This is a genomic window from Streptomyces sp. NPDC051921 (genome assembly GCF_040680975.1).
In the GTDB taxonomy this organism is placed as follows: Bacteria; Actinomycetota; Actinomycetes; order Streptomycetales; family Streptomycetaceae; genus Streptomyces.
Genome location: NZ_JBFAXU010000060.1, coordinates 1 through 1,293 on the forward strand (window position 1 = coordinate 1; position 1,293 = coordinate 1,293).

Annotated in this window: 3 protein-coding genes; all 3 read left to right on the plus strand. The window is 70.0% G+C overall.

Translation table 11 applies throughout. The annotated features are described in order from the left end of the window. Positions 1–291: vitamin B12 dependent-methionine synthase activation domain-containing protein (locus AB0M16_RS36160; RefSeq protein WP_365350795.1), on the plus strand; the 291-nt coding region annotated here is incomplete at its 5' end. Beyond that, on the plus strand, positions 288–1,205 hold the full coding sequence (metF, locus tag AB0M16_RS36165; protein ID WP_365350797.1) for a methylenetetrahydrofolate reductase [NAD(P)H]: 918 nt from the start codon (positions 288–290) through the stop codon (positions 1,203–1,205). The genes AB0M16_RS36160 and metF, both read left to right, overlap by 4 nt. Continuing rightward, positions 1,198–1,293, plus strand: a 96-nt coding sequence (locus AB0M16_RS36170) for an adenosylhomocysteinase (protein WP_365350799.1), incomplete at its 3' end; no start/stop codon positions are given. The genes metF and AB0M16_RS36170, both read left to right, overlap by 8 nt.

Below are 1,293 nucleotides of genomic sequence, written 5' to 3' on the forward strand. Positions count from 1 at the left end.
CTGGCCGAGTACTGGCACGGCAGGGTCCGCGCCGAGTGGGGCATCGGCGGCGGCGACCCGGCCGGCATCGAGGGCATGCTCCGCACCGAGTACCAGGGCTGCCGGTACTCCCTCGGCTACCCGGCCTGCCCCGACCTGGAGGACCGGGCGAAGATCGCCGAGCTCCTGCGTCCCGAGCGCATCGGCGTCGAGCTGTCGGAGGAGTACCAGCTCCACCCCGAGCAGTCCACGGACGCCTTCGTCGTCCACCACCCGGAAGCCACCTACTTCAACGCGGGAGGACGCCGATGACCACCGTGCGCGAGGTCCTGGCGAGCGGGACCCGTTCCTTCTCCTTCGAGTTCTTCCCCCCGAAGACCGAGGCGGGCGCCCACACCCTGTGGAACGCCATCCGCCGGATCGAGCAGCTGTCGCCGACCTTCGTCTCCGTGACGTACGGCGCCGGCGGCTCCTCCCGGGACCGTACGGTCGAGGTGACCAAGCGCATCGCGACGGAGACCACCCTGCGGCCCGTGGCCCACCTCACCGCCGTCGGCCACTCGGTCGCCGAACTGCGCCACATCATCGGCCAGTACGCCGACGCGGGCGTGCGGGACGTCCTCGCCCTGCGGGGCGACCCGCCGGGCGATCCGAACGCCCCGTGGATGCGGCACCCCGAGGGTTTCACCCACGCCCATGAACTGGTCTCACTGGTAAGGGAACTGGGCGACTTCGGCATCGGCGTGGCGGCGTTCCCGGAGCAGCATCCGCGCTCGTACGACTGGGAGAGCGACATCAGGCACTTCGTCGCCAAGTGCAGGGCGGGCGCCGACTACGCGATCACCCAGATGTTCTTCGACCCGGAGGACTACCTGCGGCTGCGTGACCGCGTGGACGTGGCCGGGTGCGACACCCCGATCATCCCGGAGATCATGCCCGCCACCGACGTGCGCCAGATCCGCCGCTTCGCCGAGCTCAGCGGGGCGAGCTTCCCCGAGGACCTGGCCCACCGCCTGGAAGCGACCCGCGACAACCCGGCCGAAGGTCATCGCATCGGCGTCGACCACGCCACACGCATGGCCGAGCGCCTCCTCGCCGAGGGGGCGCCCGGCCTGCACTACATCACGCTCAACAAGTCCCTCGCGACGCTTGAGATCCACCAGAACATCCAGTCCGCCTTCGCCGCCCCCGGCACCCACAGCACTAGGAGCTTCGCACGTGTCTGAGTTCACCGATTTCAAGGTCGCCGACATCGGTCTGGCGGAGTTCGGCCGCAAGGAGATCACCCTCGCCGAGCACGAGATGCCCGGCCTC